This is a genomic window from Streptomyces sp. XM4193 (assembly GCF_023072595.1).
In the GTDB taxonomy this organism is placed as follows: domain Bacteria; phylum Actinomycetota; class Actinomycetes; order Streptomycetales; family Streptomycetaceae; genus Streptomyces.
Window position 1 is genome coordinate 135,973 of the sequence record NZ_JALLGK010000001.1, and the last position, 23,952, is coordinate 159,924.

The window sequence follows — 23,952 nt, forward strand, 5'->3', positions numbered from 1 at the left end:
TTCGCGGAGCCGACGGGTCCGGTTCCTACCGGTTCGCGAGCCGGAATCCGTGCACGGTGTGCGGCATGATCCGCAGCACCGAGTCGTGCCGTCCGTGCGCCCAGCCGCGCAGCACCCTGCGGTAGTGGCCGTGCTCGTACGGGTCGGCCACCGCCTCGACCGGACCGGCCGCCGTCACCGTCCAGCCGCGCCCGCTCGCCGCGTTCACCTCGTCGACCTGGTACGTGACCTCGGCGTCCGTCTCCGCGATCTCCTCCGGTGCCGGGGCGCGCACGATCAGCCGCCCGTACTCCAGCAGATGGGCGGCCGGGCGCAGCACTGTGGCGCCCCTGCGGGTGTACACCAGACGACCGGACCGCGAACCCGCCAACAGCCAGAGGGCCTCGGCGCCGGAGATCTCCGCGAGCCTGCGCTCCGCGCCCCTCACCGCGGTTCACCGCCCCGCGCGGTCTCGGCCCGTCCCGCCGCCGCTCCGTCCGGCCCGGACACGGCTTCGGCGACGGCGGCCCCGGCGGCTCCGGGTGCGGCGGCGCCCTGCTCGTCCCGCGGCTGCGGCGGCGCGGGGTCGCCCAGCAGCTTCGCCGCAGCCGCCCAGGCGAACTCGGCGGTCGTGAACTCCCCTCCCGCGGCCCGCACCTCGTCCAGCACGCCCAACGCCTCCAGCACCGGACGCTGCTCCTCCCGCACTCCGGAGACCAGCACCGTCACTCCGCGTTCGCGCAGTTCCCGCAGCGCTGCCGCGAACACGGTCGCGCCCGTGGTGTCGACCACCGTCACCGCCGACATCCGCACGATCAGCACCCGCGCCCGCGGCACCTCGGCCAGCTCGCGCAGAAAGCCGTCGCCGGCGGCGAAGAAGAGCGGACCGCGCAGCCGGTAGACGGCGATCTGCTCGGCGAATCCGACGGACCCGACCGACCCGACCGGCCCGACGGACCCGACGGACCCGACGGACCCGACGGAACCAACCGACCCGGCGGACGAACGGGCGCCCGCCGCCGGTGCGTTGCCGTCGCGCGGCGCGACCGGCACCCGTTCCAGGCCCGCCTGGCGCGCGACCGCGCGCAGCGCCAGCACACCGGAGACCGCGATGCCGATCAGCACCGCCTGCACCAGGTCCAGCGCCAGCGTCGCCGCGCAGGTCAGCACGAGCACCGCGCCGTCCGGCTTCGAGGCCCTGGCCAACAGCCTGGCCGTGTGCAGCTCGGCCATCCGCACGGCGGTGGCGAGCAGCACTCCGGCCAGCGCGGCCAGCGGAATGCGGGAGACCAGCGGAGCGGCGGCCAGCACGACCACCGCCAGGAACACCGCGTGCGAGAGCGCCGCCAGCCGGGACGAGGCCCCCGAGCGGACGTTCACCGCGGTACGGGCGATGGCGGCGGTGGCGGGCACCCCGCCGAAGAGCGGCGCGGCCAGGTTGGCGACCCCCTGGCCGAACAACTCGCGGTCCGGGTCGTGGCGTTGGCCGGTCGTCATGCCGTCGGCGACGGTCGCGGAGAGCAGGGACTCCAGCGCGGCCAGTGCGGCGACCGCCACCGCGGGCGCCAACAGCGAGCCGAGCGCGGAGAGTTCGAGGAACTCCAGCGACGGAGCGGGGAGCCCGGCGGGCAGATCGCCGATGGGCGCGGCGTCCAGCGGCGTCAGCTCCACCAGCAGCGCGGCGGCGGCGACCGCGAGCACCGAGAACGGCACACCGGGTCGCAACCGGCCGCCGGCCAGCATCAGCACCGCCACGCCCAGGGCGATCCCGGGGGCAGTCCAGTCCGGCGAGGCGGCGAAGTCCGCGACCGCCCGCCACGCGACCGCGACGACGCGGTCCCCCTCGGGCACCGGCACTCCGAGCGCACCCGGCACCTGCTGGAGCGCGATCACCAGCGCGATGCCGATGGTGAACCCCTCCACCACCGGCAGCGGCACGTAGCGCATGACCCGGCCCGCCCGCAGCAGTGCGAGTGCCAGCAGCATCAGCCCGGCCAGCAGCCCGACCGTCAGCACCCCGCCCGGCCCGTGCTGGGCGACGATCGGCAGCAGCACCACCGTCATCGCACCGGTGGGACCGGAGACCTGGAGGTTGGAGCCCCCGAACACGGCGGCGAGCGCACCCGCGACGATCGCGGTGACCAGTCCGGCTTCCGCTCCGAGACCCGAGGCGACCCCGAAGCCGAGGGCGAGCGGCAGCGCGACGATCGCCACCGTGAGCCCGGCCAGCAGATCGCGGCGAGGGGACCGGGTCATTGCCCTGAAGTCGGCGCCGCCGGGCAGGAGTTGACGCACCGCGCTCATCGGCGGTGGCCCGAGGCGGTCGCGGCCTCCCCGCGCAACTCGTCGAGCAGGGCGTTCCGGTCGGAGAGCATCTCGGTGAGGATGCGGCGGGCGGCGGCCATCAGCTCGGCGACGTCACCGCCGGCCAGCTGGTAGACGACCGTGCCGCCCTCACGCTCCGAGAGCACGATCCCCGAACGCCGCAGCACCGCGAGCTGCTGGGAGAGGCTGGAGGGCTCTGTGTCGATCTCCGTCAGCAGCTCGCGCACCGCCTTCGGCCCGTCCTGGAGCAGTTCGAGGACCCGGATGCGGACGGGGTGGCCGAGCATGCGGAAGAACTCGGCCTTGGCCTGGTAGAGCGGTACGGGCATCTGGGCTTCACTTTCTGCGTCGGAGCGGCGGACCTGCGGTGGCTGGACGGGCGGACGGCGATCTGCGGGACGACCTCCGCGCGGCTCGGACCGCCGTACGGCTCCACCATCTTCACACATGAAGAATTCTTCAATTCGCCAAGTCGGCACATCCACCTCCGCAGCCCGCCGGACGGGAGAGCCGAGGGGTGGGAGAACCGAGGCGCAACCGGCCCCGCGTGGCGTCAGCGGCCGAAGGCGGCGAGCAGGCGCTGGGCGGCGAGCGTGGCGGTGAGGGTGCCCGCGCGCACGTCGGCCTCCAGCCCGGGTGCCAGCGCCCGTACGGCGGGGTCGCCCTTGAGCCGGTCGAGCAGCTGGTCGCGGACCATCGCCCACACCCACTCCACCTGCTGGTCCTGGCGTTTGCGGACCAACTCCCCCGTGCCGTCGAGGACTTCGCGGTGACGCTCGACGCGCTCCCACACCTCGTCCAGCCGCAGCTCCTGCTGCGCGCTGCAGGTGAGCACCGGCGGCTGCCAGCCCTCGGTGCCGGAGTGCAGCAGCCGCAGCGCGCCGGAGAGCTCGCGCGCGGCCGAGCGGGCGTCGCGTTCGTGCGGCCCGTCCGCCTTGTTGACGGCCACGACGTCGGCGAGCTCCAGCACGCCCTTCTTGATGCCCTGGAGCTGGTCCCCGGTACGGGCCAGGGTCAGCAGCACGAAGGTGTCGACCATCGCGGCGACCGTGGTCTCCGACTGGCCCACGCCGACCGTCTCCACCAGCACCACGTCGTACCCCGCGGCCTCCATCACCACCATGGTCTCCCTGGTGGCTCGGGCGACCCCGCCGAGCGTGCCGGCGCTCGGCGAGGGCCGGACGAACGCGGCCTCGTCGACCGCCAGTCGGGCCATCCGCGTCTTGTCGCCGAGGATCGAGCCGCCGGTGCGCCCCGAGGAGGGGTCGACCGCCAGCACCGCGACGCGGTGGCCGCGCGAGGTGAGCAGTGTGCCGAGCGCGTCGATGAACGTCGACTTGCCCACGCCCGGGACGCCGCTGATGCCCACCCGGCGGGCACCGCCGGCGTGCGGCAGCAGCTCGACCAGCAGCCGCTGGGCGAGCTCGCGGTGGTCGGCCCTGGTGGACTCGACCAGCGTGATGGCCCGGGCGATCTGCGCCCTGGAGCCGCCCAGGACCCCGCGGACGTACGCGTCGACGTCGATCTTCGGTGGCATCAGCTCACGTCGCTCACAACTCGGAGGATCTCAACTCGGCTCAACGGTCCCCGGAACCTCCGGCGGCGAAAGCTCGTGGCCGAGCGCCCGCGCCAGCCCGCGCACCAGGTCCTGCGCCGCGTCCGGGATGACCGTACCCGGCGGGAAGACCGCCGTGGCACCCATGTCCAGCAGCGGCTGGACGTCCTGCGGCGGGATGACGCCGCCGACCACGATCCGGATGTCCTCCCGCTCCTGGGCGGCCAGTTCCTCGCGCAGGGCGGGCACCAGCGTCAGATGCCCGGCGGCCAGCGAGGAGACGCCGACGATGTGCACGTCCGCCTCCACCGCCTGCCGCGCGACCTCCGCGGGAGTCTGGAAGAGCGGGCCGACGTCCACGTCGAAACCGAGGTCGGCGAAGGCGGTGGCGATCACCTTCTGCCCGCGGTCGTGGCCGTCCTGGCCCATCTTGGCGACCAGGATGCGCGGGCGGCGCCCCTCGGCCTCCTCGAACTCCGCGACCAGTTCACGGCTGCGGGTGAGGGCGGAGGAGGGCCCGGCTTCGTCTCGGTACACACCCGAGATCGTACGGATCTGGCCCGAGTGGCGGCCGTACACCCGCTCCAGGGCGTCGGAGATCTCGCCGACGGTCGCCTTGGCGCGGGCGGCGTTGACGGCCAGGTGCAGCAGGTTGCTCTCCGGGTCCGGTCCCGCCCCGGCCCCGGCGGCGCGGGTGAGGGCGCGCAGCGCGTCCTGGGTGGCGTCCTCGTCGCGCTCCTCGCGCAACCGCCGCAGTTTCTCGATCTGCTGGGCGCGCACCGAGGAGTTGTCGACCTTGAGCACGTCGATCTGCTCGTCGGAGTCCACCCGGTACTTGTTGACGCCGATGACGGGCTGGCGGCCGGAGTCGATGCGCGCCTGGGTGCGCGCCGCGGCCTCCTCGACGCGCAGCTTCGGGATGCCCTCGTCGATGGCCTGCGCCATGCCGCCGGCGGCCTCGACCTCCTCGATGTGCTGCCAGGCCCGGCGCGCCAGGTCCTGCGTCAGCCGCTCCACGTACGCCGAGCCGCCCCAGGGGTCGATGGAACGGCAGGTGCCGGACTCCTGCTGGAGCAGCAGCTGGGTGTTGCGGGCGATCCGGGCGGAGAAGTCGGTGGGCAGCGCGAGCGCCTCGTCCAGCGCGTTGGTGTGCAGCGACTGGGTGTGGCCCTGGGTCGCGGCCATCGCCTCCACACAGGTGCGGGTGACGTTGTTGAACACGTCCTGCGCGGTCAGCGACCAGCCCGAGGTCTGCGAATGGGTGCGCAGCGAGAGGGACTTGGCGTTCTTCGGCTCGAACTGCGAGACCAGCTTCGCCCACAGCAGCCGGGCGGCGCGCAGCTTGGCGACCTCCATGAAGAAGTTCATGCCGATCGCCCAGAAGAACGACAGCCGCGGCGCGAAGGCGTCCACGTCCAGCCCGGCGCCCCGGCCCGCGCGCAGGTACTCGACGCCGTCGGCCAGGGTGTACGCCAGCTCCAGGTCGGCGGTCGCCCCGGCCTCCTGGATGTGGTAGCCGGAGATCGAGATGGAGTTGTACCGCGGCATCCGCTGCGAGGTGTACGCGAAGATGTCCGAGATGATCCGCATCGAGGGCTTCGGCGGATAGATGTAGGTGTTGCGGACCATGAACTCCTTGAGGATGTCGTTCTGGATGGTCCCGGCCAACTTCTCGGGCGGCACGCCCTGTTCCTCGGCGGCGACGATGTAGAGCGCGAGAACGGGCAGCACCGCGCCGTTCATCGTCATCGACACGCTCATCCGGTCCAGCGGGATGCCGTCGAAGAGCTGCCGCATGTCGTAGATCGAGTCGATCGCCACCCCCGCCATGCCGACGTCACCGGTCACCCGCGGGTGGTCGCTGTCGTAACCGCGGTGGGTGGGCAGGTCGAAGGCGACCGAGAGGCCCTTCTGACCGGCGGCGAGATTGCGCCGGTAGAAGGCGTTGGACTCCTCGGCGGTGGAGAACCCCGCGTACTGGCGGATAGTCCAGGGCTGGTTGACGTACATCGTCGGGTACGGGCCGCGCAGGTACGGCGCGATGCCCGGGTAGGTGCCGAGGAAGTCGACGCCCTCCAGGTCCTCGGAGGTGTAGAGCGGCCGGACGCCGATCCCCTCGGGGGTCTCCCAGAGCAGGTCCTCGGCGCTCTGCCCGGTCTCCTTCTCCAGCGCGGTCCGCCACCGGTCCACGTCCGTCTCGACCTCGGCCGGGCTGTCGAGCCCGATCCCGGAGAAGTCCGGGACAGCCGAACCCGCGTGCCCGATGGGCGCGTTGGACCCGTGGGGCGCGGTCGGCGCGTTGGGCCCGGTCAGCGCGTTGGACCCGTTGGGCCCGGCAGCGCCCGCGGGTGCCTCGGTTTCTGCCGAACCGGCCCTGTCCGGCCGGGAGTTGACGTCGTTCATCGCACTGCTCCGTTCGAGGCGTCCGCCGCCACTCGCTGCTCTGCCGGGAGCAGTCCGTCCTGGAGCGCCGTCAGCAGCGCCACCGCGTCCACGCCCGCTCCGACGAACTCGTCGACGCCGGCCGCCTCCAGCTCCGCCCGGTCCTCGCCGGGCCGCCCGGCCAGCAGCACCCGCCGCGCGCCCGCCGCCCGGAAGGCGCGGGCCAGCGGAGCCGCCTGCTCGGCGTACACCCGGTCGCTGGAGCACAGGAAGACCACATCGGTACCGCTGTCGCGCAGCAGACCGGCCAACGGCCCCACCTCCGGCGGCTGTTCGCCGCCTCCCCCGGCCGCGTCCACCGGCCGCGCGCCGGCGGTCCGCGCGTCGGCAGCCGGACCGTCGGGCGGGCGGACCTCCTCGGTCAGGGGCTCGATCCCGCCCGCCTGGAGGAGGTTGGAGACGAACGTCGCCCGCGCCGTGTACGCGGCCGGGGTGCCCAGCGCCGCCAGCAGCACCCGGGGGCGTGTGCCGGTCGCGGCCAGCGCCGCGTCCGAACGCGCCCGCAGCGCCTCGTACTCCTCGTCCCGGCGGACCCGCGGCAGGCCGCCGCCGAGCGGCTCGGGCGCCGGCTCACGCCGCACCGGCTCCTCCGCCAGCGCGGGGAACTCGCTGACCCCGGTCACCGGCTCCCTGCGCCGCGCCAGCGCGGTGCGCCGCCGCTCCCAGGTCTGCGCCAGCCGGTCCCGTACGAAGCCGCTGTCCAGTGAGGCCCGCTGGCCGCCCTCGCCCTCGATCCGCTGGAAGAACTCCCAGCCGGCACGGGCGAGTTCGTCGGTCAGCCGCTCGACGTACCAGGAGCCGCCGGCCGGGTCGACCACCCTGGCGACGTGCGACTCCTCGATCATGATCGTCGAGGTGTTGCGGGCGATCCGGCGGGCGAAGCCGTCCGGCAGCCCGACCGCGTGGTCGAAGGGCAGCACCGTCACCGAGTCCGCGCCCCCGACGCCGGCGGCGAGGGTGGCGACGGTGGTGCGCAGCATGTTCACCCAGGGGTCGCGGCGGGTGACCATCACCGGGGACGTCACCGCGTGCTGCCGCTGCGCGGCGGTCCCGGAGTCGCCCACCGAGCACACCTCGGCCACCCTGGCCCACAGCCGGCGCGCGGCCCTCAGCTTGGCGACGGTGGTGAACTGGTCCGCGGTCGCCGCGTATCTGAACTCCAGCTGTGCACAGGCCTGTTCGGCACTGAGCCCGGCCGCCGTCAGCTCCCGCAGATACGCCACTCCGGTCGCCAGCGAGCAGCCCAGCTCCTGCGCGGGCGAACCGCCGGCCTCGTGGTACGGCAGCGCGTCCACCGTCATCGCACGCAGCCGCGGACGGCTCTCGCCGAGCCGTGCGGCCAGCCCTGCGGCGGCCTCCAGCAGCGCGGGGGTGCGGTCCGCCGCGCCGGTGCGCGCCTGGAGGCCGAGCGGATCGGCGCCCAGGTTGCCTGCGACCTCCGACGGGGCGACGCCCGTGCGCTCGTGGAGCGCGAACAGCTGCTCGGCGGCGGCCTCGAACTCCTCGCCGGCGTCCAGCACGATGGGGGCCAGGTCCAGATAGACCCCGTCCAGCGCGGTCGGCAGCTCGGCGACCGGGAGGCCGGCCGCGCCGAGCACCAGCCACAGCGAGGTGACGCCGTTCTCCAGGTCGGCGAGGACCAGTTCGTTGGCGGCGGAGGCGTGCGGGCTGCGGTGCTGCTGCCGCACGTCCCATCCGCCGACCACCCGCCCCTGCGGGCGGCCACCGCGCAGATACGGTGCGAAACCGGGCAGTCCGACGGGCGCCGTGGGCGCGTCCTCCGCCGTGTAGAGCGGATGGGCGTGCAACTCGTCTTCGAGTGGGGTGAACAGCGCTTCCTCGGCCTCGTACCCTGTCGCGTCGCTCGCGCCGGTCTTGACCAGCACTCCCTCGACGAGACGTTGCCACTCTTCACGCGTGGCAGAGGGGAAGTCGGCGGCCAGGGAAAGCCCGTCGTCAGGCTGGACCGTCATAGCGGAAGGCTAGGCGAGCGCCGGGGCGAGCGGTAGCTGGGAAATTCTGTGACCTTGGACTCGGCGTCCTCCGCCGGCGAGGCGGGTAGGCGCCTCTGCCCCGTCCCGCGACCTCAACGGGCGGTGCGTACGGGGGATTTCACCCGTTTCCGCCGCAACGGAACCGGACGCCCGACCACGGCTCCGACCACGACCCGAGCGGCGCAGCCAGCCTGCGCGGGCGCGACGCAGCCGGCCTGCGCGGGCGGCCGACGCGGGCGCGGTCCGCGACGGGGCTCGGGAGGGTCTTCGGGGCGGGACTCGGGGAGGTTCTTCGGGACTGGGCGCCGGGCCGCGCGTGTCGTCCGGGCGCACCGCCGACGGCCGCCCCTGCTGCGCCGTCGGGGCAACGGCCTTGCCCGCGGGCCCGGTTGGTCGGGCCGGGCCCGCGGTGGCCTTGACGGAACCCGGCGGGACGGTCCGTGCCGCGTCGCACCGGATCAGGTCGTCCGTCGCGCCACAGCCTCGCCCGCCGCCCCGGTCGGACGCATCCACCGACGGTGCCGCTCCTGCCCCCGCCGGTCGGCGGGGTGCGCAGAGCGAACGCACCCCCGTACCCGCGCGAAAGCCCCCGAACCGTACGCGAACCGGGCCCGGTGCGCGCCCGCGTCTCCCGCACCCGGGCGGACGACGCGGCGGCACCGGTGCGCACGGATGTTCACCGGCGGGGCAGACTGCGGGGCGTGAGACGCATCCTCGTGATCGGCATCGGCGCCGGCGATCCCGAACATCTGACCCTCCAGGCCGTCCGCGCGCTCGGTGCGGCGGACGTCTTCTTCCTGCTCGGCAAGGGGGAGGAGAAGCAGGAGCTGATCGACCTCCGCACCGGCATGCTGCGCGAGCACGCGCGGCCCGGACACCGCGTCGTCGAGGCCCGTGATCCCGAACGCGACCGCACCCCCGCGCGCTACGCCGCCGAGATCGACGAATGGCGCCGACGCCGCGGCGACCTGTACGAGGCGATGATCCGGGACGAACTGGCCGAGGACGGCTGCGGCGCCTTCCTGGTCTGGGGCGACCCCTCGCTCTACGACTCGACGCTGGCCGTCCTGGACGACGTGCTGGCCCGCGGCCGGATCACCTTCGAGCACGAGGTGGTCCCCGGGGTCAGCAGCGTCTCCACCCTCGCCGCACAGCACCGCATCGGCCTCAACCGGGTCGGCCGCGCCTTCCAGGTGACGACCGGCCGACGTCTGGCGGCGGGCTTCCCGAGCGGCGTGGACGACGCCGTGGTGATGCTGGACGCCCGGCACGCGTTCAGCCTCCTGCCGCCCGAGGAACAGGCGGAGTTGGACATCTACTGGGGCGCGTACCTCGGCACGGACGACGAACTCCTGGTGAGCGGGCCCCTGGCCGAGAAGGCCGCCGAGATCGAGGAGGTGCGCACGGCCGCCCGCGCCCGCAAGGGCTGGATCATGGACACCTATCTGCTGCGCCGCCGCGACCCGAGCCCCGGCCCGGCACCGAAGCCGACCCCGGGCAGCGCGTCCGCCTGATCCGCCGGCCGCGGTCCGCGCACCGCGCCGGGGTCCGCCCGTCCCCGCCGGGCCGCGAGCCACCGGCTCCGCAGGCGCCCACCGGCCGCCTCCTCTCCCACGCCTGCCGCGCCTGCCGCGCCTGCCGCGATGAGTTTTCGCCTCCGCGACGGTCACACCTCACGAGTACGCCGCACCGCACCTTCCGGAGGACGCCATGACCGCCCGCCCCGCCACCGAGCCCGAGATCGTCGAGATCGCGCAGACCCCGACCGTGGTCGTGCGCGACCGGGTCGCCTTCGCCGACTTCGCGGAGTTCTTCGACCGCAGCTTCCCGCTGCTGGCCGACGCCGTCGTCGCCCAGGGGCTCACCATCACCGGTCCCGCCTTCTCCCGCTACCACGGCGAGATCACCGAAACCGCGGACGTGGAGGCCGGATTCCCGGTCGACCGGGCGCCCGAGCCGGACGGCAGGGTCACCGCGAGCACCCTGCCCGGCGGCCGGGTCGCCCGCCTGGTGCACGTCGGTTCCTACGACGGACTCCCGGACGCCTGGGCCGCGTTGGAGTCCTGGATCGCCGGGCAGGAACTGGCCGAGCGGGACGACTTCTGGGAGGTGTACACCACCGAGCCCACCCCGGAGACGGACCCGGCCGACCTGCACACGGAGCTCAACAGGCCCCTGGCCTGAGCCCCGTCGCACCAACGCAACGCACGGACCGTCGCGCACGCGGGGCGCACACCGTCAGTTGCCGCGGCCCGGGGCTGTTGCGCCTCGGGTGCGCGGCAACATCCCGCAACACCCCGCGACATCCCGCAACAAGCGGCAGCACTGCCGCAACAAGAAGAAGACCCCGGCCGAGGCCGGGGTCTCTCTCTGTGCGCGAGGGGGGAGTTGAACCCCCACGCCCTTTCGGGCACTGGAACCTGAATCCAGCGCGTCTGCCTATTCCGCCACCCGCGCATGGGTGTTGCCTTCGACACACACATCCGTTCGGGGGCTTGCTTTATCCCGATCGGTGTGGGCGCCTCTCGACTTCCAGAAGATTAGCACGCTCCGGGCGGTGGTTTCACATCCGTATCCCGGCCCCCGTCCAGGGTGCCCGGGTGCTGCGGCCCGGCGGCCCGCACAACTGTCCACAGTCCCTGCGACTGTGGGGGACACTGGTATCGGAGCCCTCTACGATCCCGTGTGACGGGTAACACCCGCTCATCGCACCACGAAGCGGAACCAGTGCATTTCTCCGCGCGTGGATACGATCAGTGGGACTCGTGCGCCGTCGCGGGGCACAGCAGTTCGGTCCAGTGCCGTGATGGCCCAGCCAGGCCGTCGCGGCGTACTAGAGCACTAGGCAGTGGGGAAGTAGGTGCATCGTGGGAGTTCTCAAACGCTTCGAGCAGCGACTCGAGGGTCTCGTCAACGGCACCTTTGCCAAGGTGTTCAAGTCCGAGGTGCAGCCGGTGGAGATCGCGGGCGCGCTCCAGCGCGAGTGCGACAACAACGCCACCATCTGGAACCGCGACCGCACCGTGGTCCCGAACGACTTCATCGTCGAGCTGAGCGCGCCCGACCACGAGCGGCTCAGCCCGTACTCGGGGCAGCTGGGCGACGAGCTGGCCGGGATGGTCAGGGAGTACGCCAAGCAGCAGCGCTACACCTTCATGGGCACCATCAAGGTGCATCTGGAGAAGGCCGAGGACCTCGACACCGGCCTCTACCGGGTGCGCAGCCGCACCCTGGCCGCCAGCGCCTCGCAGAGCCCGCAGGCCCAGCCCGGCCAGTCGGAGCGGCAGGGCGGATGGCCGGGCAGCGGCGGGCCCAGCGGCCCGACGGTCGGCGGCTCCTCCGGAGTGCCCAACGGCGCCCCTCCGATGCCGTCCGGCGCCCCCAAGATGCCGAGCACCCCGCCTCCGGTCGCCGGCGCGGGACCGCTTCCGTCGAGCCAGACGCGGCGCTGGGTGGAGATCAACGGCCAGCGCCACCAGGTGACGAGCGCGGCCCTGGTCATGGGCCGCTCCACCGAGGCCGACGTGCGGATCAACGACCCGGGCGTCTCCCGGCGGCACTGCGAGATCCGGCCCGGAAACCCGTCCACGGTGCAGGACTTGGGCTCCACCAACGGCATCGTGGTGGACGGGAAGCGGTCCACTCACGCTACGCTCCGCGACGGCTCACGGATCCTCGTGGGCAACACCACGATCATTTACCGGCAAGCCGAAGGGTGAAGCGGGGGCAATGTCAGAGCTGACCCTGACGGTCATGCGGTTGGGTTTTCTCGCCGTGCTGTGGCTGTTCGTCATCGTGGCCGTCCAGGTCATCAGAAGTGACCTGTTCGGCACGCGCGTGACCCAGCGCGCGGGACGGCGCGGCCCCGAGCGGCCGGCCGCCGCCCGACCACAACAGGCCGCCCCGCAGCAGCAGGCGGCGAGCCGCGGCGGCGGACGCGGCGGTCGCACCAAGCGCGGAGCCCCGACCAAACTCGTCGTGTCCGAAGGGTCACTGAGCGGTACGACGGTCGCCCTCCAGGGCCAGACCATCTCGTTGGGCCGTGCACACGATTCAACAATCGTGCTCGACGACGACTACGCGTCCAGCAGACATGCCAGGATCTATCCGGACCGCGACGGGCAGTGGATCGTCGAGGACCTCGGATCCACCAACGGCACCTACCTTGACCGGACCCGACTCACGACACCGACGCCGATTCCGCCCGGAGCGCCGATCCGCATCGGCAAAACGGTCATCGAGCTGCGGAAGTAGACGAACATGACGACCGGAGGGTGGGCACCGTGCGGATGTACCCCGAGCAAACGGGCGAGGTGCGCATGAGCCTGGCACTGCGATTCGCCGCCGGATCACACGACGGCATGATCCGCGAGCACAACGAGGACTCCGGTTACGCCGGTCCCCGGCTGCTCGCGGTCGCCGACGGCATGGGCGGCCAGGCGGCCGGCGAGGTCGCCAGCTCCGAGGTGATCTCCACCATCGTCGAGCTGGACGAGGACGTCCCCGGCTCCGACATCCTCACCACGCTCGGCAGCTCGGTGGCCCGCGCCAACGAGCAGCTGCGCGTGATGGTCGAGGAGGACCCGCAGCTGGAGGGCATGGGCACCACGCTCACCGCCCTGCTCTGGACCGGTCAGCGCCTCGGCCTCGTCCACGTCGGCGACTCCCGCGCGTATCTGCTGCGGGACGGCGTACTGACCCAGATCACCCAGGACCACACCTGGGTGCAGCGGCTGGTCGACGAGGGCCGGATCACCGAGGAAGAGGCCACCACCCACCCCCAACGCTCCCTGCTGATGCGGGCGTTGGGCAGCGGCGACCATGTCGAGCCGGACCTCTCGGTGCGCGAGGTGCGCGCCGGGGACCGCTATCTGATCTGCTCCGACGGACTCTCCGGCGTCGTCAGCCACCAGACGCTGGAGGACACCCTCTCCAGCTACCAGGGCCCGCAGGAGACCGTCGAGGAGCTGATCCAGCTCGCTCTGCGCGGCGGCGGCCCGGACAACATCACGGTGATCATCGCGGACGTCCTGGACGTCGACGCCGACGACACCCTCGCCGCGGCCCAGCTCAACGACACCCCGGTCGTCGTCGGCGCCGTCGCGGAGAACCAGCAGCAGTCCGGCGGGGCCTCGCTCCAGACACCGGCCGGTCGGGCGGCCGAGCTGCGCCGCAGCCAGCAGGCCGTGCCCCCGCAGTCCGCGCCCACCCCGCCGGAGGGCAGCTTCGGCCCGCCCGGCAGCGGTACCGGCGCCGCCGCCCCGCCGCCGCACGACGGCGGATACGGCGGGGCCTACCAGGACCCGCCCCCGCGCCGCGGTCGGTGGATCAAGCGCTCCCTGCTGATCGCACTGGTGCTGGCGGTGATCGGCGGCGGGCTGTACGCCGGCTGGCGGTGGACGAAGACGCAGTACTTCGTCGGCGCGGACGGCGACCGGGTCGCCCTCTACCAGGGCATCAGCCAGAAGCTGGCCTGGATAGACCTGAGCAGCGTCCAGGAGCGCACCGGCGTCGAACTCAAGTACCTGCCGAAGTGGCAGCGCGACGACGTGCAGGCCACCATCACGATGGACAGCCGCGAGCAGGCCGAGGACAAGATCGGCGCGCTCCGCAACCAGGCGGAGGTCTGCAAGATCGTCACCGACGAGCGTCCGTCGGACAGCGGCAAGGACAGCGACGAGATCGGTTCGCAGTTCGGCACGGCCAACCAGGACGACAAGGACAAGAAAGACGGCAAGGACGGCAAGGACTCCGAAAGCACCGATCCCGGGCCGGAGTTGACGGAAGAGCAGCAGCGGCTCGCCAAGCATTGCCGGATGCCGTGAGGGTCACTGAGCGATGAGTTTCAATCTCGGGAACACCACCGTCTCCTCCGGTGGTCCGCCCAGCCGACGCAACACCGAGCTGGCGCTTCTGGTCTTCGCCGTCCTGGTGCCCGTCTTCGCGTACGCCAACGTCGGCCTCGCGATGGACGGCACCATACCGGCGGGCATGCTCGGCTACGGCCTGGGCCTCGGCCTGCTGGCCGGCGTCACGCACCTGGTGGTGCGCAAGTTCGCCCCGTACGCCGACCCGTTGATGCTGCCGATCGCCACGCTGCTCAACGGGCTCGGGCTGGTGCTGATCTGGCGCCTCGACCAGGAGCCCGCGCTCAAGCCGTACAACGCCGCCCCGACTCAGCTGATGTGGTCGGCGCTCGGTGTCGCGCTCTTCGTGGGCGTGCTGGTCACCCTCAAGGACCACCGCATCCTCCAGCGCTACACCTACATCTCGATGGCGGTGGCGCTGGTACTGCTGACGCTGCCGGTCTTCTTCCCGCCGGTCAACGGCGCACGGATCTGGGTCACCATTCCGGGCGTGGGTTCGCTGCAGCCCGGTGAGTTCGCCAAGATCGTCATCACCGTCTTCTTCGCCGGCTATCTGATGGTCAAGCGGGACGCGCTGGCGCTGGCCAGCCGCCGCTTCATGGGCCTGTACCTGCCGCGCGGACGGGACCTCGGCCCGATCCTGGCGATCTGGCTGCTGAGCCTGATGATCCTGGTCGTCGAGACCGACCTCGGCACCTCGCTGCTCTTCTTCGGCATGTTCGTGGTGATGCTCTACGTCGCCACCGAGCGCACCAGTTGGATCATCTTCGGTCTGCTGCTGTCCACGGCCGGCGCGGTCTTCGTCGCCTCCGTCAACAGCCACGTCGGCGACCGCGTGCACAACTGGCTGAACCCGCTGGAGCTGCAGAACGGCGGTGTCACCGAGACCGCCCAGGCGATGTACTCCTTCGGCTCCGGCGGGCTGCTCGGCTCCGGCCTCGGCCAGGGCTTCTCGCGGCTCATCGGCGGTATCGCCACCAAGAGCGACTACATCCTCGCGACGATCGGCGAAGAGCTGGGCCTGGCCGGGCTGATGGCGATCATCCTGCTCTACGGTCTGCTCATCGAGCGCGGCATCCGTACCGCCCTCGCGGCCCGCGACCCGTTCGGCAAGCTGCTGGCGGTCGGGCTCTCCGGCGCCTTCGCCATCCAGATCTTCGTGGTCGCCGGCGGTGTCACCGGGCTGATTCCGCTGACCGGTATGACGATGCCCTTCCTCGCACAGGGCGGTTCCTCGGTCATCGCCAACTGGGCGCTGGTGGCGATCCTGTTGAGGATCAGCGACACGGCCCGACGGCCGGCCCCCGCGCCCGCACACAATCCCGATGTCGAGATGACCCAGGTGGTGAAGCCGTGAACAAGCCCCTGCGTCGGGTCGCGATTTTCTGCGGGCTGCTGATCATGGCCCTGATGGTCCGGGTGAACTGGGTGCAGTTCGTCCAGGCCGAGGACCTGAAGAACCACGAGGGCAACCGCCGGGTCGCCATCGAGCGCTACGCCCACCCCCGCGGCAACATCATCGTCGAGGGGAAGTCGATCACCGGTTCCGCCGAGACCTCCGGCAGCGACTTCGCGTACAAGCGCACCTACAAGGACGGCACCATGTGGGCGCCGATCACCGGTCGCGCCTCCCAGGCGTACGGCGGCACCCAGCTCGAGGAGATCTACGACACGATACTCACGGGCAACGACGACCGGCTGTTCTTCAACCGCACGATCGACATGCTCACCGGCAAGCCCCGCGAGGGCGGCAACGTCGTCACCACCCTGAACAACGCGGCCCAGCAGGCGGCGTTCAAGGGGCTGGAGGGCAAGAAGGGCGCGGTCGCCGCGCTCGACCCGCAGACCGGCGCGATCCTCGCCCTGGCCAGCACCCCCTCGTACGACCCCTCCAAGGTCGCCGGAAACTCCAAGGACGACGAGAAGAACTGGGTCGAGCTCAACAAGGACGACGACGACCCGACCCTGAACCGGGCGCTCCGTCAGACCTACGCCCCCGGTTCGACGTTCAAGGTCGTCACGGCCGCGGCGGCGCTGGAGAGCGGCAAGTACGACGTCGACAAGAAGACCGGCATCGAGAGCCCGCTCAAGCTGCCGCAGTCCAGCACCATGCTGGGCAACGACAAGATCAACCCGCTCTGCGACAAGGCCACCATGCGCAGGGCGATGGAGCTCTCCTGCAACGCCACCTTCGCCGGCATCAGCGACGACGTCGGCAACAAGGCGATGATCGAGCAGGCCGACAAGTTCGGCTTCAACGAAGAGGTCTTCACCCCGGTCCGCGGCGTCGCCTCCGTCTACCCGGAGGACAACCGCCCGCAGAACGCGATGGCAGGTATCGGCCAGGCGTCCAACCGTGCGACGCCCCTCCAGATGGCCATGGTCACCGCGGCGATCGCCAACGACGGCAAGTTGATGAAGCCGTACATGGTCGACCGCCTGGAGGGCCCGCGCAGCACGGTCGAGCAGTTCCAGCCGGAGGAGATCGGCGAGGCCGTCTCCGCCCCGAACGCCAAGAAGCTCCAGGACATGATGGAGTCCGTCGTCGAGCGCGGCACCGGCAGCACCGCCCGAATCGACGGTGTGAAGGTCGGCGGCAAGACCGGTACGGCCCAGCGCGGCGAGGAGAACAAGGACAACCCGTACGCGTGGTTCATCTCCTACGCCAAGGACGACAACGGCTCCCCGGTCGCCGTCGCGGTGGTCGTGGAGGACAGCGAAGCGGCACGCGGCGACATTTCGGGCGGTGGTCTCGCGGCCCCGATCGCGGTGGATGTGATGAAGGCCATTCTCGACGGCAAGCGCTGAGCACAGTACGGCAGTTGAGCGTCACAGGGGCGTAATAGGCAACCGGTTCGGCCACCTGGCACGGGTACCGTATGCCCCGAGACAGCGGCTCCGGGTCGAGCGGGCCGAGACGATGTGGAAAGGCCGGAGATATGGACGAGCCCCGTCGCCTGGGCGGCCGGTACGAGCTGGGCCAGGTGCTCGGCCGTGGCGGCATGGCCGAGGTGTACCTCGGCCATGACACTCGCCTCGGTCGTACGGTCGCAGTGAAGACGCTGCGTGCGGACCTCGCGCGGGACCCCACGTTCCAGGCCCGGTTCCGCCGCGAGGCCCAGTCCGCGGCCTCCCTGAACCACCCCGCGATCGTCGCCGTCTACGACACCGGCGAGGACTACGTCGACGACATCTCCATCCCGTACATCGTGATGGAGTACGTGGACGGCTCGACCCTGCGAGAGCTGCTGCACTCCGGCCGGAAACTGCTGCCCGAGCGGGCGCTGGAGATGTGCATCGGCATCCTCCAGGCACTGGAGTACAGCCACCGCAACGGCATCGTCCACCGCGACATCAAGCCCGCCAACGTGATGCTGACCCGCGACGGCCAGGTCAAGGTGATGGACTTCGGCATCGCTCGCGCCATGGGCGACAACGGCATGACGATGACGCAGACCGCGGCCGTCGTCGGCACCGCCCAGTACCTCTCGCCCGAGCAGGCCAAGGGCGAGACGGTGGACGCCAGGTCCGACCTGTACTCCACCGGCTGCCTGATCTTCGAACTCCTGACCGTGCGCCCGCCGTTCATCGGCGACTCCCCGGTGGCGGTGGCGTACCAGCACGTGCGCGAGGAGCCGCCGACCCCGAGCACCTTCGACCCCGAGATCACGCCCGAGATGGACGCGATCGTCCTGAAGGCGCTCGCGAAGGACCGCGACTACCGCTACCAGTCGGCCGACGAGATGCGCGCCGACATCGACGCCTGTCTGGACGGCCGTCCGGTCGGCGCCGCCGCGCTCAGCCCCGCCGGGTACGGCCACGCCGGATACGGCGAGGACCAGCCCACCCAGGCGCTGCGCCAGCAGGACCCCCGCACCTCGATGCTCCCGCCGGTCCGCGAGGACGACGGCGGCTACGGCTACGACGAGCCGCGCGGCCGCAGGCGCGAGAAGAAGAGCCATGTCTCGACGATCCTGCTGGTCGTCGCCGCGGTGCTGGTGCTGATCGGCGCCGTCTTCATGGGCAAGGCGCTCTTCAGCACCTCCAGTTCCGACGACACCGAGGTGCCCAAGCTGGCCGGTCTCACCCTGGAGGAGGCGACCGCCCGGGCCGACAACAGCGGCTTCAAGGTCACCGAGGGCGACAGCGAGCACTGCGAGGAGAAGAAGGGCACGGTCTGCAAGACCGACCCGGCCGCCGACTCCAAGGCCCCGCGGGACAGCACCATCACGCTGACCATGTCCGACGGCCCCGCCCCCGTCGAGGTGCCGGACGTCACCACGCAGAACGTGGACGAGGCCAAGAAGTCCCTGGAGGAGGCCGGCTTCTCGGTCGAGGAGAAGGCCGTATCCTCCGGCACCGAGGACGAGGGCACGGTCATCAAGCAGAACCCGGCGGGCGGCAGCAAGGCCCAGAAGGGCTCGTCGATCACGCTGTCCGTCGTGCGGACTGTGACCAAGACCGTCCCCAGCGTCGTCGGCAAGGACTACGAGGAGGCCAAGCAGCAGCTCGAGGGCCTCGGCTTCACCGTCGCCCAGCGCGAGAAGGACGACGACTCCCGCCCGGAGAACCAGGTCATCAGCCAGAACCCGGCGGCCGGTTCGCAGGCGGCGCCGGAGAGCCAGGTCACCCTGGACGTGGCGAAGACCCCGGCGCCCGAGCAGGTCAAGGTCCCCGACGTCACCGGCAGCGCGCTCAAGGACGCCCGCAAGGCTCTCGAGGACGCCGGCCTCAAGGTCGAGGTCCAGGGACCCGGAGAGGACGACGCCCGGGTGCTGAGCACCGCCCCCGGCGCCAACACCGACGTCCAGAAGGGCTCCGCCGTCCGCGTCATCACGATGCCCGGCGGCGGCGACCCCGGCGGCGGTGACGACGGCGGCTTCATCGGCGGCCCCGGCCCCGGCTTCGGCAACAGGTCCTCCGACGGCGATCCGGGCGACAACGGCTGGCCGCACCGCCGCGACGACGACTGACCGGCCCGGTCCGGCCGCAGCACCGCCCACCGGCGGCGCGGCGGCCGGACCGGACAGCACGAGGGGCCGGTGCGCCTCCCCGGTGGGGAGGCGGACCGGCCCCTCGTCGTCTCCTCCGCCCCCCGGACCCGGACGCGGCCGGACCACGACGCCCGTACGGGTACGGCGCGTACGGCGGCCCGCGTACGGCTCGTACGGCAGGCGTGCTCCCGCGACACGCGGCGGGGGCGGCACGCACGTACGGCCCGCGTCCGCCGCGTCGTGCGGGGTTCAGCGGGCCGTCGTACGTCTCAACCGCCGCTCGCCGTACGGCGATCGCGGTCGCGCGCCGTGTGCGGCCCGCCGGGCCCGTCGCGGGCCGGCAGCCGGCACGTGACGGGCGGCGGTGCCGCGTTCAGCGCCGGACGGGGCTCAGCCGGCCCGGTCGCCGCCGGCGGCGTCGCTCTCGGACTGCTTGGCGCGCACCTCGGGGTCGAGCACCGTGCTGCCCTCCTGGGCGCCCTCGGCGAGGTCCTCGCCGACCTCGGTCGCGGCGGGCGGTTCGACCAGCCAGTCCGGGTTGGCCTGGCGCTCCCACCAGCGGTAGGCGGCGTACGCGCCACCTGCCACCAGGCCGACCAGCGCGAGCCGCTTCACGGCCCTGCCGGTGCGGGCGCGCCGGGCGCGGCGCCTGGTCAGCTTGTCGACCTCCGCGGGCGTGACCTCGCCGCGCAGGGCCGCCAGCGCGGCCGTGGAACGGGCCATCGCCTCGTCCTTGGCGGGGAGCGCCGCCGCCCGGGCGGCCTCCAGCCGGGGCGCGGCGTACTCGGCGGCGTGCCGGGCCGCCTCACGGGTGCGCTCGGCCGCTTCACGGGTGCGTCCGGCCGCCTTGGTCGCGGCGTCGTCCAGCGCCGGCGGGAAGGTGTCCCGGGCGTGGCTCAGTCGCGGTGCCACATGGGCCTGGAACTGCTCTCGGGCACTGAGCTGGGCCTGCCGCGCGCTCAGCTGGGCCTGCTTGGCTCCCAGCTGCGCCTGCTGCGCCGCGTGGCCGACCTTCGGTGCCACCGTGTCCTTGACGGCCTTGACGTGCCGCATACCTTCCTTGGCGCTGCCGGTAGTCGCGGCGCGCACATCATCGATGCGGGTCACGGAACCTCCTCCTCGGTGGCGTACTTCGTCGAGCATGCCTGGCTGGAATCCCGCGGGACGTCAGACAGGACGTCTCGATCACGTGCATCTCGATCACCTGCCCCGCCGGCGCGGGTCTACTCAATACGGCTACCCATTGGATACCGATTGCCTCGCTAAGGCCGACAATGCCACGGTTCGCGCACAGGCGCGCTGATTCCCCCTCGGGTGCTCGCGCCCGACCCGGCATGGGAGGATCGACAGCCGCACAGAGGACTATGGAAGGTAGATCGTGGCTGAGCAGCTCTACGCCACCCTGAAGACCAACCAGGGCGACATCGAGGTCCGGCTCTTCCCGGACCACGCACCCAAGACGGTCAAGAACTTCGTCGAGCTCGCCGAGGGCTCCCGCGAGTGGACCAACCCGTCCACGGGTCAGAAGACGACCGACAAGCTCTACGACGGCACGGTCTTCCACCGCGTCATCAGCGGCTTCATGCTCCAGGGCGGCGACCCCCTGGGCAACGGCACCGGCGGCCCGGGGTACGAGTTCGGCGACGAGTTCCACCCCGACCTGTCGTTCAACCGCCCGTACCTGCTGGCCATGGCCAACGCGGGTCCGGGGACGAACGGTTCGCAGTTCTTCATCACCGTCGCCCCGACGGCCTGGCTGACCGGCAAGCACACCATCTTCGGTGAGGTCACCGACGACGCGGGCAAGAAGGTCGTCGACACCATCGGCGCGACCCCGACCAACCCGCGCACCGACCGTCCGGTGCAGGACGTCGTGATCGAGTCGGTCGTCGTCGAGCGTCGCTGATCGCGCTCCGGCGCCGCCGGGAACCCTGGCGCCCCATCCGTCCGTAGGACGGGTGGGGCGCGTCCTGTCGGCGGCGGGCCACCACGGGTCCGGTCACCGTCCGAGGCGAAGGAAGAGCCATGGATCACCAGCAGGGCGATCACGGTCAGGGGCAGCACCAGCTGCCCGGCTGCTACCGACACAGGGAGCGGGAGACCGGCATCAGCTGCACCCGCTGCGAGCGGCCGATCTGCCCCGAGTGCATGATCTCCGCCTCGGTCGGCTACCAGTGCCCGGAGTGCGTGCGCGAGGGCTCCGGCACCGGCCACTCACCGTCCGCGAACCAACCGCGCACGGTCGCCGGCGGGTTGCTCGTGTCGGACACCAGGCTGGTCGTCAAGATCCTCCTGGCGATCAATGTGACGGTCTTCGTCGCGGTGCTCGCGGTCGGCGACGATCTGGTGAGCCGGCTGGCGATGATCGGGTACGCCATCGACCCGGGCACGTTCTCGATGGTCGGTGTCGCGGACGGCCAGTGGTACCGCCTGGTGACCTCGGCCTTCCTGCACCAGGAGTTCTGGCACATCGGCTTCAACATGATGGCGCTGTGGTTCCTCGGGCCGCCGCTGGAGCAGGCGCTGGGCCGGCTGCGTTTCATCACGCTCTATCTGCTGTCCGCGCTCGGCGGAAACGTGCTCACCTACTGGCTGATGGCGCAGAACGTGCTCTCGCTCGGTGCCTCCGGCGCGATCTTCGGCCTCTTCGGCGCCACGGCGGTGCTGATGCGGCGGATGCGCTCGGACATGCGGCCCATCGCGGTGCTGCTCGGCATCAACCTGGTGATCACCTTCCTCCCCGGCCTGAACATCGCCTGGCAGGCGCACCTGGGCGGCCTGATCGTCGGTGCGGTGGTGGCGTACGCGCTGGTGCACGCGCCGCGGCAGAGCCGGACGGCGGTGCAGTACGGCACCTGTCTGGCCGTGCTGGCGTTGCTGCTCGTCGCCTGTGTGGTGCGCACCTCGATACTGCTGGGCTGAGCCGCCGCGCGGGGTGGGGACAGCGGGGTTCGAAGGGGTGTGTGAACACCCTGTGCACACCTCTCCCCAGGAGTTATCCACAGCGGGTGGGTGATCTTGTGCATGAACCTTCGAAGACGGCGCCCACCTCGCACAACGGTGCGTTTCTCAGCACCTTTCGGGCATGAGAAAGCCCCGGCCGAGGTACCGACCGGGGCTTGGTCCAGCGTCACGCGCCGAGTTATCCACAGATCCTCGGAACTTTTCCCAGCCCTGTGGACGGACTGTGGATAACTCCGGGTCGAAGCTACTTCCACTGGGTGGAGACCACGAACCCGACGCCGATGAAGCCGAAGCCGACCAGGATGTTCCAGTTGCCCAGCGGATCGATCGGGAACTTGCCCTCCGTCACATAGAAGACGACGATCCACGCGAGGCCGATGGCGAACATCGCCAGCATCAGCGGCGCGACCCAACCCCGCCCGGAGGAGAGATCGATCTTCGTCTTCTGCGGCTGCCTGCTCCCCTCGGACGCGGGGCGGTCCTTCTTCTTTCGGATTCGTGACTTCGGCACGAGGAGATCTCCTGTCGATGCGCTCCGACCGCGCGGGCTTCATACTGCTGCGGTCCGTTAGCGTAGTGCTTCCGGGTGGTGGGAAGGAGACAAGGGTACGGTGACCACTTCGACCAGATCGATCGCGTCCCTCTTCCGACCGGCGCGGCTCGCCACCATCGGCATCTTCGCCCTCGCGGGAATGATCTTCTGGGTCAGTTTCAACACCGCACAGGGCACCAATATCCGCAGCGACGAGTCCATGTTGAGGTTCTCCGACCTCATCGACGAGCGTAGCCGCGAGAACCGAAAGCTGGAATCCTCCACCGCCAAGCTTCGCAAAGAAGTGCAGGGTCTGGCCAAACGGGACAGCGGCGGAAGCGCCGAGGAGCGCAAGCGGCTCAGCGACGTCGAGCGGAACGCCGGCGCGGAGAGGCTCGTCGGCAAGGGGCTCACCGTGACCCTCACCGACGCCCCCAGCGACGCCACCGCCCAACTCCCGGGCTGGCCCGAGCCCGAGCCCGACTACCTGGTGATCCACCAGCAGGACCTCCAGGCCGTGGTGAACGCGCTCTGGCAGGGCGGCGCCGAGGGCATCAAGGTCATGGACCAGCGGCTGATCTCCACCAGCGCGGTCCGCTGCGTCGGCAACACCCTCATCCTCCAGGGCCAGTTGTACTCACCGCCGTACACGGTCACCGCGGTGGGGGACCCGCAGAAGCTGAAGAAGTCGCTCGACACCAACAAGACGATCGAGATGTACAAGAAGTACGTCGACGCCTACGGCCTCGGCTGGGAGGTGGACGAGCACCGCAGCACCACCGTCCCCGCCTACACCGGCGCGGTCGAACTCCACCACGCCAAGCCCGTCGAGTAGCCGGCCGCCGCGAAGCGGTTGCCGTCCGTGCCCCCGCGCCGACGCCGCCCGCCCGGACCGGCGTGCGCGCAGGTGGCGTCGGCACAGGTGGCGCCGGCGCGGACGGAGGCAGCGGACACGCATCCGTGACGGACAGCACGTGGTCCGTTCTGTCGGGACAGATCCCCGAGCGCCGCGCCGCCACGTACTCTGGACCCGGCGCGACCGGCGCGCTCGGCGATCACCACGGGCGGCGAGTGAAAGGACGGACGGGGTAGCTCATGTACGGCTGGATCTGGCGGCACCTGCCGGGGAACACCCTGCTGCGATCGGTGCAGTCACTCGTCCTGTTCCTCGCGGTGGTGTACGTGCTGTTCCAGTACGTCTTCCCGTGGGCGGAGCCGCTGCTGCCCTTCAACGACGTCACCGTCGACGAGAGCTGACGCGCGGGTGCGCGCCGGCGGCACGGACCGGACCGACAGGGGA

Annotated in this window: 20 protein-coding genes and 1 tRNA gene; 12 read left to right on the forward strand and 9 right to left on the reverse strand. The window is 71.5% G+C overall.

The window, feature by feature from the left end; genetic code table 11:
• Positions 1–25 precede the first annotated feature (25 nt).
• From MTQ01_RS00575 to MTQ01_RS00600, 6 genes are all read right to left on the reverse strand, one after another.
• Positions 26–427 carry a pyridoxamine 5'-phosphate oxidase family protein gene (locus MTQ01_RS00575; protein WP_247486310.1) on the reverse strand — a complete coding sequence of 134 codons (402 nt, stop codon included), beginning with the start codon at positions 425–427 and terminating at the stop codon, positions 26–28.
• Positions 424–2,235: a SulP family inorganic anion transporter gene (locus MTQ01_RS00580; protein ID WP_308294337.1), complete on the reverse strand. Its 1,812-nt coding sequence runs from the start codon at positions 2,233–2,235 to the stop codon at positions 424–426. Before MTQ01_RS00580 ends, MTQ01_RS00575 begins: the two co-directional genes overlap by 4 nt.
• A gap of 44 nt (positions 2,236–2,279) precedes the next feature.
• Positions 2,280–2,633, reverse strand: a complete 354-nt coding sequence (locus MTQ01_RS00585; RefSeq protein WP_247486312.1) for a helix-turn-helix transcriptional regulator — start codon at positions 2,631–2,633, stop codon at positions 2,280–2,282.
• Positions 2,634–2,857: 224 nt separating this feature from the next.
• Positions 2,858–3,841 (reverse strand): methylmalonyl Co-A mutase-associated GTPase MeaB, encoded by a 984-nt coding sequence (meaB, locus tag MTQ01_RS00590; RefSeq protein ID WP_247486313.1) that lies wholly within the window; start codon positions 3,839–3,841, stop codon positions 2,858–2,860.
• A gap of 30 nt (positions 3,842–3,871) precedes the next feature.
• A complete protein-coding gene (gene scpA, locus MTQ01_RS00595; protein ID WP_247486314.1) occupies positions 3,872–6,262 on the reverse strand; it encodes a methylmalonyl-CoA mutase in 2,391 nt (796 codons plus the stop codon).
• The gene (locus tag MTQ01_RS00600; protein ID WP_247486315.1) at positions 6,259–8,274 is read right to left on the reverse strand and encodes a methylmalonyl-CoA mutase family protein; all 2,016 of its coding nucleotides are present in this window, start codon (positions 8,272–8,274) and stop codon (positions 6,259–6,261) included. Before MTQ01_RS00600 ends, scpA begins: the two co-directional genes overlap by 4 nt.
• Before the next feature lie 722 nt (positions 8,275–8,996).
• On the opposite strand from MTQ01_RS00600, the gene cobF reads away from it, so the two are divergent.
• Both cobF and MTQ01_RS00610 read left to right on the forward strand, forming a co-directional pair.
• Complete coding sequence (cobF, locus tag MTQ01_RS00605) at positions 8,997–9,809, forward strand: precorrin-6A synthase (deacetylating) (protein ID WP_247486316.1); 813 nt, start codon at positions 8,997–8,999, stop codon at positions 9,807–9,809.
• Between the two features lie 196 nt (positions 9,810–10,005).
• A complete protein-coding gene (locus tag MTQ01_RS00610; protein ID WP_247486317.1) occupies positions 10,006–10,479 on the forward strand; it encodes a GyrI-like domain-containing protein in 474 nt (157 codons plus the stop codon).
• Between the two features lie 189 nt (positions 10,480–10,668).
• Here the strand turns inward: MTQ01_RS00610 and MTQ01_RS00615 are convergent.
• Positions 10,669–10,752, reverse strand: a tRNA-Leu gene (locus tag MTQ01_RS00615).
• Positions 10,753–11,162: 410 nt separating this feature from the next.
• Here MTQ01_RS00615 and MTQ01_RS00620 point away from each other — a divergent pair.
• The 6 genes from MTQ01_RS00620 to pknB all read left to right on the forward strand — a co-directional run bounded on the left by MTQ01_RS00620 (position 11,163) and on the right by pknB (position 19,135).
• A complete protein-coding gene (locus MTQ01_RS00620) occupies positions 11,163–12,014 on the forward strand; it encodes a DUF3662 and FHA domain-containing protein (protein WP_247486318.1) in 852 nt (283 codons plus the stop codon).
• A gap of 10 nt (positions 12,015–12,024) precedes the next feature.
• Positions 12,025–12,549 (forward strand): FHA domain-containing protein, encoded by a 525-nt coding sequence (locus MTQ01_RS00625; RefSeq protein ID WP_211040919.1) that lies wholly within the window; start codon positions 12,025–12,027, stop codon positions 12,547–12,549.
• Between the two features lie 65 nt (positions 12,550–12,614).
• Entirely contained in the window at positions 12,615–14,120 is a 1,506-nt protein-coding gene (locus tag MTQ01_RS00630; protein ID WP_282613115.1) for a Stp1/IreP family PP2C-type Ser/Thr phosphatase, read from the forward strand.
• A 13-nt stretch (positions 14,121–14,133) separates the two neighbouring features.
• A complete protein-coding gene (locus MTQ01_RS00635; RefSeq protein WP_247486320.1) occupies positions 14,134–15,519 on the forward strand; it encodes an FtsW/RodA/SpoVE family cell cycle protein in 1,386 nt (461 codons plus the stop codon).
• Entirely contained in the window at positions 15,516–16,970 is a 1,455-nt protein-coding gene (locus MTQ01_RS00640; RefSeq protein WP_247486321.1) for a penicillin-binding protein 2, read from the forward strand. Before MTQ01_RS00635 ends, MTQ01_RS00640 begins: the two co-directional genes overlap by 4 nt.
• Before the next feature lie 131 nt (positions 16,971–17,101).
• Positions 17,102–19,135 carry a Stk1 family PASTA domain-containing Ser/Thr kinase gene (gene pknB, locus MTQ01_RS00645; protein ID WP_247486322.1) on the forward strand — a complete coding sequence of 678 codons (2,034 nt, stop codon included), beginning with the start codon at positions 17,102–17,104 and terminating at the stop codon, positions 19,133–19,135.
• A 411-nt stretch (positions 19,136–19,546) separates the two neighbouring features.
• Here pknB and MTQ01_RS00650 read toward each other — a convergent pair whose 3' ends face one another.
• Positions 19,547–20,263, reverse strand: a complete 717-nt coding sequence (locus tag MTQ01_RS00650) for a DUF5324 family protein (protein WP_247486323.1) — start codon at positions 20,261–20,263, stop codon at positions 19,547–19,549.
• Between the two features lie 271 nt (positions 20,264–20,534).
• Here MTQ01_RS00650 and MTQ01_RS00655 point away from each other — a divergent pair, with 271 nt between their 5' ends.
• Both MTQ01_RS00655 and MTQ01_RS00660 read left to right on the forward strand, forming a co-directional pair.
• Positions 20,535–21,062: a peptidylprolyl isomerase gene (locus MTQ01_RS00655; RefSeq protein ID WP_247486324.1), complete on the forward strand. Its 528-nt coding sequence runs from the start codon at positions 20,535–20,537 to the stop codon at positions 21,060–21,062.
• Positions 21,063–21,181: 119 nt separating this feature from the next.
• On the forward strand, positions 21,182–22,078 hold the full coding sequence (locus MTQ01_RS00660; protein WP_247486325.1) for a rhomboid family intramembrane serine protease: 897 nt from the start codon (positions 21,182–21,184) through the stop codon (positions 22,076–22,078).
• Positions 22,079–22,364: 286 nt separating this feature from the next.
• Here the strand turns inward: MTQ01_RS00660 and crgA are convergent, their stop codons facing one another.
• Positions 22,365–22,631, reverse strand: a complete 267-nt coding sequence (gene crgA, locus MTQ01_RS00665) for a cell division protein CrgA (protein WP_211040927.1) — start codon at positions 22,629–22,631, stop codon at positions 22,365–22,367.
• A 181-nt stretch (positions 22,632–22,812) separates the two neighbouring features.
• Here crgA and MTQ01_RS00670 point away from each other — a divergent pair, with 181 nt between their 5' ends.
• Positions 22,813–23,487: a DUF881 domain-containing protein gene (locus tag MTQ01_RS00670; RefSeq protein ID WP_247487613.1), complete on the forward strand. Its 675-nt coding sequence runs from the start codon at positions 22,813–22,815 to the stop codon at positions 23,485–23,487.
• A 260-nt stretch (positions 23,488–23,747) separates the two neighbouring features.
• A complete protein-coding gene (locus tag MTQ01_RS00675) occupies positions 23,748–23,909 on the forward strand; it encodes a hypothetical protein (protein WP_247486326.1) in 162 nt (53 codons plus the stop codon).
• The last annotated feature ends 43 nt before the right edge of the window (positions 23,910–23,952 follow it).